This window comes from Luteibacter sp. P4_D7_3, from assembly GCF_056401735.1.
In genome coordinates this window covers 1-7257 of record NZ_JBFUIT010000209.1, presented here as the reverse complement: position 1 = coordinate 7257, position 7257 = coordinate 1, and the positions used below count along the sequence as shown (strand labels likewise).

At 64.6% G+C, this 7257-nt stretch carries 10 protein-coding genes and 1 pseudogene; 6 read left to right on the top strand and 5 right to left on the bottom strand.

What is annotated here, in order from left to right:
• The first annotated feature begins 62 nt into the window (after positions 1-62).
• The 6 genes from AC1DSN_RS15810 (at position 63) to AC1DSN_RS15785 (ending at position 3721) form a co-directional block, all read left to right on the top strand.
• Positions 63-494, top strand: coding sequence for a YciI family protein (locus AC1DSN_RS15810; protein WP_213948981.1), 432 nt, complete (start codon positions 63-65; stop codon positions 492-494).
• Positions 495-519: 25 nt separating this feature from the next.
• The gene (locus AC1DSN_RS15805; RefSeq protein ID WP_063572269.1) at positions 520-951 is read left to right on the top strand and encodes a VOC family protein; all 432 of its coding nucleotides are present in this window, start codon (positions 520-522) and stop codon (positions 949-951) included.
• A gap of 12 nt (positions 952-963) precedes the next feature.
• On the top strand, positions 964-1734 hold the full coding sequence (locus AC1DSN_RS15800) for a YciI family protein (protein ID WP_477293278.1): 771 nt from the start codon (positions 964-966) through the stop codon (positions 1732-1734).
• A 52-nt stretch (positions 1735-1786) separates the two neighbouring features.
• On the top strand, positions 1787-3049 hold the full coding sequence (locus AC1DSN_RS15795; protein ID WP_477331581.1) for an RNA polymerase sigma factor: 1263 nt from the start codon (positions 1787-1789) through the stop codon (positions 3047-3049).
• Positions 3050-3149: 100 nt separating this feature from the next.
• Positions 3150-3422 (top strand): YlcI/YnfO family protein, encoded by a 273-nt coding sequence (locus AC1DSN_RS15790; protein WP_213948984.1) that lies wholly within the window; start codon positions 3150-3152, stop codon positions 3420-3422.
• A complete protein-coding gene (locus tag AC1DSN_RS15785) occupies positions 3422-3721 on the top strand; it encodes a type II toxin-antitoxin system RelE/ParE family toxin (protein WP_477331579.1) in 300 nt (99 codons plus the stop codon). Before AC1DSN_RS15790 ends, AC1DSN_RS15785 begins: the two co-directional genes overlap by 1 nt.
• A gap of 6 nt (positions 3722-3727) precedes the next feature.
• On the opposite strand, the gene AC1DSN_RS15780 is transcribed toward AC1DSN_RS15785, so the two are convergent.
• The 5 genes and pseudogenes from AC1DSN_RS15780 to AC1DSN_RS15760 all read right to left on the bottom strand — a co-directional run.
• Positions 3728-4204, bottom strand: coding sequence for a T6SS immunity protein Tdi1 domain-containing protein (locus AC1DSN_RS15780; protein WP_063573661.1), 477 nt, complete (start codon positions 4202-4204; stop codon positions 3728-3730).
• A gap of 69 nt (positions 4205-4273) precedes the next feature.
• The gene (locus AC1DSN_RS15775; RefSeq protein WP_477293272.1) at positions 4274-5419 is read right to left on the bottom strand and encodes a serine hydrolase domain-containing protein; all 1146 of its coding nucleotides are present in this window, start codon (positions 5417-5419) and stop codon (positions 4274-4276) included.
• Entirely contained in the window at positions 5416-6360 is a 945-nt protein-coding gene (locus AC1DSN_RS15770; protein WP_477293270.1) for a lysylphosphatidylglycerol synthase transmembrane domain-containing protein, read from the bottom strand. The genes AC1DSN_RS15775 and AC1DSN_RS15770 overlap by 4 nt, the downstream gene beginning before the upstream one ends.
• Positions 6361-6405: 45 nt before the next feature.
• Positions 6406-7077, bottom strand: coding sequence for an ABC transporter ATP-binding protein (locus tag AC1DSN_RS15765; protein WP_477293268.1), 672 nt, complete (start codon positions 7075-7077; stop codon positions 6406-6408).
• Positions 7074-7257: pseudogene (locus tag AC1DSN_RS15760) on the bottom strand (molybdate ABC transporter permease subunit); the annotation flags it as partial. The gene AC1DSN_RS15765 and the pseudogene AC1DSN_RS15760, both read right to left, overlap by 4 nt.

The following is a 7257-nucleotide window of genomic DNA, read 5'->3' as shown; positions in this document are numbered from 1 at the left end:
GGGCACAATCGACGTAGTCATGAAGGCCGGGAGCGACCCGGCCATGGCAACGGAGAAGGCACATGCGTTTCATGGTGATCCTCAAGGCGACGAAGGCGTCGGAAGCCGGCGAGATGCCCAGCGAGGCATTGATGACGGCGATGATCAAATTCAACGAGGAACTGGTTAAGGCGGGCGTGCTCCTCGCCGCCGATGGGCTGCGCCCGAGCAGCGACGGCGCCCGTATCCGCTTCGCCGGCGACCGGCGGGATGTCACCGATGGCCCCTTTGCCGAGACCCGTGAACTGGTCGCCGGTTACTGGCTGATCCAGACGCGTTCACTCGACGAGGCCATCGAATGGATGAAACGGGCCCCCAACCCGATGGAAGGAGACGAGTCGGAGATTGAGATTCGTCGCATGTTCGAGATGGATGATTTCGGCGAAGAGTCGTTGACACCCGAAGCCCGCGCCACGGTGGAACGCATGCACGCGGAAGTCGCCTCGAAGTCCTGATCCCTCCTCCTGAAGGAACACCACCATGACCGTTACCCCCTACCTCAGTTTCAACGGCAACTGCGAGGAAGCCTTCGAGTTTTATGCGAAGGTGCTCGGCGCGAAGATCATCATGATGGGCCGATACAAGGATATGCCGCCGCAGCCCGGGCAGCCCGCCTTGCCCAAAGACTTCGAAGAGAAAGTCATGCATGCCCGGTTACAGATCGGTGACCAGTGGTTGATGGCCTCGGACTGTCCGCCCCATATGCCGTTCCCAGGGATGCATGGTGTCTCGATCGCCCTGGGCTTCGATCAGGCGTCCGACGCGGACCGCGTGTTCGCCGCCTTGTCCGCCGGCGGAAACGTTCATATGCCGATCGCCGAGACGTTCTGGGCCGAGCGTTTCGGCATGTTCACCGACAAGTTCGGCACCAGCTGGATGATCAACGGTGCCGAGAAACATCCGAATCCTTGAGCGGAGCAGCCCATGCGCTTTCTGATCGTACGTAAGGCCGACACCGACAGCGAAGCCGGGGCGTCACCCAGCCGCGATCTGGTCGACGCCATGGCCGAGCATCTCGACACGCTTGCAGCGGATGGCCGCTTCCTCGCGGGAGAGGGTCTCAAGCCCAGCCGCGACGGGGTGCGCATCCATTTCGCGGATGGCCGCAAACCCGTGATGGTCGACGGCCCCTTCGCCGAAACGAAGGAGCTGGTCGCTGGTTTCAGCATCATCGAAGCCGACTCGATGGAGCAGGCCGTGGCCTGGGTATCGGCGTGGCCTGCCGAGGACGCCCATGGCGCAGCCGAGGTTGAAGTACGCCCCCTCGGTTGCCCGGGCGGCCTGTCCGGCTTCGGCGACCCGGCCGAGGGCGACTCGGAGCTGCCGCGCTACATGGTCATGCTCAAGGCCAACGAGCGTAGCGAAACGGACTTCGATCCGGGCCCGGACGTCCTCGGTAAGATGATGGAAGCAAACAAGGCCGGCCACGAGGCTGGTTTTCTCATCGCCGGCTTCGGCCTGTCATCCAGCCGGCATGCGAAGCGGGTTCGTTTCAGCAAGGGACATGCCACCGTGATGGACGGGCCGTTCGCCGAAATCAAGGAAATGGTTGCAGGATTCTGGGTACTGCGCGTGGCCTCACTCGACGAGGTCATTGCCTGGACGCAGACCTATCCGTTCCCCGACGGCGACGACGCCCGCCTGGAAATCCGACCGCTGTATGCCATGCGGGAGCTGCTCGCCACGTTGAGCTGATGCGGCGTCGCAGCTTGCCCCGTCATGACGACGGGTGGTTTGATCCGTCGTCATGACCCTCCGCGATGCTCACCGCGCGATCGACGCGATCTGGAAGATCGAATCGCCACGATTGATCGCGACCATCGCACGGATGGTTCGCGATGTCGGGCTGGCCGAGGAACTGGCCCAGGATGCCCTGGTCGTGGCCCTCGAGCAGTGGCCCACCGCCGGCGTACCCGACAATCCGGGTGCGTGGCTGACCCAGACGGCAAAGCATCGCGCGATCGATCGCATTCGCCGTGAACGCATGGCCGGACGCAAGCTGGAAGCCCTGGGCAAGGACATGGAAGGCATGCTCGAATCGGCCGATGACGCGCTGATCGACGCCCTGGACGACGATATCGGCGATGACATGCTGCGGCTGATCTTCACGGCCTGCCATCCCGTGCTCTCCATCGAGGCCCAGGTCGCTCTCACCCTGCGCCTGCTCGGTGGCCTGACCACGGACGAGATCGCACGCGCCTTCCTGGTTCCCGAAGCGACCGTCGCGCAGCGCATCGTTCGCGCGAAGCGCAGCCTTGCCGACGCATCGGTGACTTACGAAGTTCCCCGAGGGGACGAGCTGAAGGAGCGCCTCGCCTCGGTGCTTCGCGTGGTCTATCTCGTATTCAACGAAGGCTATGCGGCGACGACGGGCGGCGACTGGATGCGTCCGGCGCTGTGCGCCGAGGCACAGCGACTGGGCCGCGTCCTTGCCGGCCTGATGCCGGCCGAAGCCGAAGTACACGGACTGGTCGCCCTGATGGAAATCCACGCGTCGCGTGCCGGCGCACGGACGCGTCCCGACGGCGAACCGATCCTCTTGCTGGAACAGGACCGCGGTCGCTGGGATCGCTTGCTGATCGGCCTCGGACTGAAGGCGCTTGAACGGGCGGAGCGCCTGGACGGTGCGAAGGGGCCCTACGCCCTTCAGGCCGCTATCACCGCCTGTCACGCGCGTGCGGCACGCGCTGAGGACACCGACTGGGCGCGCATTGCGGCGCTCTACGCGGCACTCGTCGAGGTCGTGCCCTCGCCGGTCGTCGAACTCAACCGGGCCGTGGCGGTATCGATGGCCGAAGGACCCGAGGTCGCGCTGGATATCGTCGAAACACTGGTGGACGAACCTTCGATGAAGGACTACCACCTCCTGCCCAGCGTTCAGGGCGACCTGCTGTTTCGACTCGGTCGCTACGCAGCGGCACGCGAGGCATTCCTGCGTGCCGCCGCCATGACGCGTAACGACCGTGAGCGCACTTTGCTGGAAGCGCGCGCGGCTGCATGCGTCGAATAAGTGGGATGTAGCGGCACCTGAACGCCCGAAGCTGGCCGGGCTGGCAGTGCCCGCCGGCAGACGCTATGCTGCATCGCAAATGCAATGCAGGAGAGGCGTCATGAAGTCCGCCACCATCCCATCCATCCGCGTAGAGCCGGCATTCCGCGAACAGGCCGAGAGCGTGCTTCGCAATGACGAAACCCTTTCGTCGTTTGTTGAAACTGCCATGTCCGAAGCCATCGATCGCCGCAGGATGCAGAGCGAATTCATCGCTCGCGGCATTGCCTCACGAGACGAAGCGGCACGCACCGGCGTCTATCACGCCGCCGCCGATGTACATAAGGAGATCGCCGAACGATTGGCCCGGTCCCGAAAAGCGAAAGGCAAATAATGAGCTACGAGGTCCGTTACACCGATGCCGCGCTAACGGACCTTCGTCGGCTCATGGACTTCATCGACGAGCTCGACGCGACGTTGGCCGACCGAGCGCTCGATGCGATTGTCCGCGCCTCTGCGTTGCTCGAATCATTTCCTTTCACGTGTCGCAAGGCCTCGCCCGACAACCCCTTTCTGCGTGAACTCGTCGTATCGTTCGGTGCGACGGGTTACGTCGCACTCTTCGACATCACCGGCAACCGGGTCACCATCGTCGCGCTTCGTCACCAGCGTGAGGATGRTTTCCTCTACTGACGAGTCTCAGTGCTTGACCTCGATATCGACATTGGCGCCGTCGGGCAGGTCATCAAGCTGTTGCAGGATGGAACCGGTGAGCTCGAAGTGTTCTTTCGCCGGGACCGGATTCAGGTTCTCGACCGTGTACTCGCCTTCCACGAAGATCGGCAGCGTGACATAGCTGTAGCACTCGCCTTCCGCGCGGGTCTTACCTGCTTCGAGCAGGGCTTCGATGAGTCCCGGAAGGAGCCAGTCGTCCGCAGCTTCTTCGCGAAGCAGGTTGTTGAACTCGGGCACGTTGTCCGCCACGCGCTCGACTTCAGCGGTGCCTGTGTTCAGCCAGAATATGCCGCCGGCGTCGGCTTCGAAAAACATGTCGCCGAGTGCCGTGAAAAGCAGCGGAGTGAAGGCGTCACCGATGAGCCAGTTCCAGGAGTCGGCGAGCGCGTCGATCGCTTCCTTGTCCGGCGTGCAGATGAGGTCGTTCCAGGTAAGCGCCATGGGGCTGGCCTTCGTACGTATCGGGGGAGGGTCCAGGGATTTTAAGCCCATTCCCCCGGAGGCGTACTTTCAGCGGTAGAGACCGGCGATGACGGCGTCGACGAAGGCGGTGCGCGCCCTGGCCTGTTCATCGTTCGTGGCCACCGGCCATGCGGCCAACTGCGCGATCACCAGATGGCGGGCGGGATCGACATAGAGCAGCTGCCCGAAGATACCGATACCCGCGAAGGCGCCGTTATCGTACGTCCACCACTGATAGCCGTAGCCGCGGCCGGGCACGCCGAAATCGGCGTGCTTGTGGGTCGCGTCGGCTATCCAGCCTTCCGCCACCACGGGCTTTCCGGCGGCGATCCCTCCGTCGAGCAGGAACTGCCCCAGGCGGGCGTAGTCCGCCAGCGTTGCCGATACGCCCGAGCCACCCGCTTCGGTACCGTCGACCTCGTCCTTCAGCCAGAGCGCATCCGAGGCCATGCCGTAGGGCTTCCAGATTTTCTCGGAGAGATACGCGGCCAGTGTCTTGCCGGTGGCGCGGGTGACGAGGATGCCGATCAGGTCGGTCTCACCGGTCTTGTAGACCCAGCGCTCACCCGGTGCGAACTCGCGCGGGAGCCCAGCCATGTAGGACACGAGCAGTGGCACGCCGGGTTGGCGCGCGCCTTCGTACATCATGGCGACATCGGATCTGGGATCGACGTAATCCTCGTTCCAGCGAACCCCCGACGTCATCGTCAGCAACTGCCGCACGGTTACGTCGCGGTACGCGCCGGCGGCAAGTTCGGGGATGTAGCGGGTGACCTTGTCGTCGAGGCTGTGAAGGGAGCCATCGCGTAACGCCGCGCCCACCAGGGTCGAGGTGAACGACTTGGCCACGGAGAATGAGGTCCAGCGGGTTTCCGGTGTGGCGCCGAGGCCGTAGCGTTCCAGGCGCACGCGGCCGTCCTGCAGGACCATGATGCCGGCGACGTGATGTGCCGCCATGTAAGTGTCGAGCGTATCGCCGTCGACGAAGTGGGGCTGGATGGGTAGGCCCGCAGGGAGTGGGTGTGCGATGCCATGACGTACGACGTTGCTGGCGTAGTGCGTCTCCATCGCGCGGAAGGCCGCTTCACGCTGCGGTTGATTCCAGAACAGCACGTCGGTACGACGGGCGTGTGGCGTGGCGCACGCGGCCAGCAGGGCCGCAGCGGCGAGGCTGACCCAACGCACGCACTTCATGCGGCCTTCCTGGTGCGCCGGCGCACTTCATAGGCGCCAAGCGCGAGCGACGCCAGCACGAAGGGCCCCAGGCCATAGATCGCGCGGTAGGCCAGCAACGCGGCGAGCACCTGCGCGCGTTGCTCCTGCGGAAAGGCGGCAAGCGTGATCGCCTCGAAGGCGCCAATACCGCCGGGCGTGTTGCTGACGATGCCGGCCAGGATGGCGCCGACGTAGATCGGCGCGAAGTCGAGGAAGTTTCCCGCGATGTCGGTCGGCAGCAACAGGTACATCGCGGTGATCGCGGCAACCATTTCGACTACGCCGATGACGATCTGCGCGCCGGCCGAACGGACCGAGGGCACGGGCGTGGTGAATTTCCAGATCTTCAGTTCGTCGTGCTTGCCGGCCAGCCAGCGAAGCAGGAGAACAAAGAGGATGATCAACGCCAGCCCGAGCCACCGACCCCAGCCATGGGCGATGGCCGGCTCCAGCATCATGGCGATGGCGGTGACGGCAGCGAATCCCAAACCCACCGCAAAGCCGACCAGGCCGACCACACGTGCGACATCGGGTGCACCGACACCCTGGGTGGAAAGCATGCGATAGCGCAAGGCGGTGCCGGTGATCGCATGAAAGCCGAGCGCATTGCAGACGGCATGTGTGGTCACGCCGGAGAAGATCTTCATCCGCATCGACACCTTGCCGGGAACCACGGTCTCGACGGCAAACACGTCATAGGCTGTCAGGCAGGCCCAGCTGACCAGGGTCGCCAGGATCGAGCCACCGACGTGCCAACGTGGGATACGTTCGATGGCGGCAAGCACGTCGTTCCAGGCCATCCGCGCGATATAGCGATGCAGCAGGAAGATCGCGCCAGCAACGATGGCGGCGGTGAGCAGGTACTTGATGGCGCGGGTCGCGAAGACCCTGCCGCCCTGTTTGTCATGCCCTGCCGTCACTGCGGTCGCCTGTCTCGCCGGGTAGTCACTTACGAAAGGCGGGCATCATCCCACGTGCACCACCCGGCCGTCGCGGATTTCGAACGTGTGACCGTCGAGGGCGTCGACATCGGCGGGGTCATGGGTAATCACCATCAGCTGGAGATCGAGGCGTGCCTGCAGGGCCAGCAGTTCGGCGCGCATGCGGCCACGTAACGCGGGATCGAGCGCCGCGAACGGCTCGTCGAGCACGACGATGCCTGGCTCGGTTGCAAGAGCTCGCGCCAGGGCGACACGCTGCCGCTGTCCACCCGAGATACGCGATGGGTAGCTGTCGGCGACATTGCCGAGTTCGAAGCTGTCGATCCAGTGATGAACACGCTCGTCGCGCCGGCGGCGTCGCGGGTTCAGCCAACCGCGGTCCAGTCCGAACCCGATGTTCTGGGCCACCGTGAGGTGTGGGAAAAGGGCGTAGTCCTGGTACACGTAGGCCACGCCGCGCATCCGGGTGGGCAGGTCGACCCGGGCAACCGAGTCGTAGAGAACGCGGCCGTCGATGCGTACATGGCCCGAATCCGGCGTGAGCAGGCCGGCCACGGCGCGAAGGGTCAGGCTCTTGCCGGAACCCGACGGACCGAACAGGACGACGCGTCGGTGTTGCGAGACGATCGTCACGTCGAGCTCGAAGTGACGATCGTCCGAGCGCAGCGTCTTGCATACCGCGATATCGACGCTCACGGTCGCGACCGCCGCAGGTGATCTGGCGCCAGCCAGCCGGCTAGCAGCAAGGCGATAACACAGGTCGCCGAGGTCACGGCGACCATCAGGCCCGCCGTGGTGTCGTCGCCTGACTGCACCGCGGCGTAGATCGCCACCGACAGGGTCTGGGTACGGCCCGGCAGGTTGCCGGCGATCATC